An 874-nucleotide genomic window follows, 5' to 3' on the forward strand; every position below is an offset into this window, starting at 1 on the left:
GGTGGACGAGGTGGATGAGGAAGGCGCCATCGCCCGCTCCCAGGCTGATGCGCCGGAGATCGACGGCCTGGTCTATCTCAACGGGGAAAGTGGCCTGAAGCCCGGCCAGCGGTTAATGGTGAATATCGAGCACGCCGACGAGCATGATCTGTGGGGTACTCCGGTACCGGTCGGCCATTAATCCGGTGAACGACCAGCCTCTCAAGGGCGCTCTGCTACTGGTCCTCGGTGAGGGTCTGCTGGCGGTGATGGCCGCCATGATCAAGCATCTGTCCGATCACCTCGACACCGAGGTGATCGTGTTTGCCCGCAATCTGTTCGGGCTGTTGATCCTGTTGCCCATCATTGCTTCGCGCGGCGGCTTTGGCCAGCTGCGCACCCGCTTCCTGCACCTGCACATGATCCGCGGTTTTACCGGGGTCACTGCCATGTTTTGCTTCTTCTACACCATCGGTCACATTGCCCTGGCAGAAGCGGTACTGGTGAAGATGACCGTGCCCTTCTTTCTGCCGATCGTGGCCTGGTTGTGGCTGCGGGAAGTGATCAGCGTGCGCACCTGGCTGGCTATCATCGGTGGTTTTGCCGGGGTTGCCGTGATCATGGACGTGAGCAGTGGCAGCGTGAATCCGGTGATGTGGGTGGCCCTAGCCGGTGCTGCGATCATGAGTGTGGCTAAGGTCAGCATTCGGCGCATGGCGGTGTCGGAACCGGCCCAGCGGGTGGTGTTCTACTTTGCCCTGTTCGCTACCCTGTTCTCTGCTCTGCCCTTACCCTGGGCCAGCACCCTGCCCGCCGGCACCGATTACCTGTGGTTGTTCGCCATCGGCCTGGTGGCCACCGGCGGACAATACGCCATGACCACCGCCTACCAGAT

The 874-nt window shown here is 61.6% G+C and carries 1 protein-coding gene and 1 pseudogene; both read left to right on the forward strand.

Going from position 1 to position 874, the window contains the following annotated elements:
- Positions 1-181, forward strand: a pseudogene (rimO, locus tag B3Q33_RS04605) (30S ribosomal protein S12 methylthiotransferase RimO); the annotation flags it as partial.
- A 4-nt stretch (positions 182-185) separates the two neighbouring features.
- A partial coding sequence (locus B3Q33_RS04610) for a DMT family transporter (protein WP_286827045.1) occupies positions 186-874 on the forward strand: 689 nt, incomplete at its 3' end.

Origin of the sequence: Alcanivorax sp. UBA3183 (assembly GCF_002364155.1) — a bacterium.
Classification (GTDB): Bacteria; Pseudomonadota; Gammaproteobacteria; order Pseudomonadales; family Alcanivoracaceae; genus Alcanivorax; species Alcanivorax jadensis.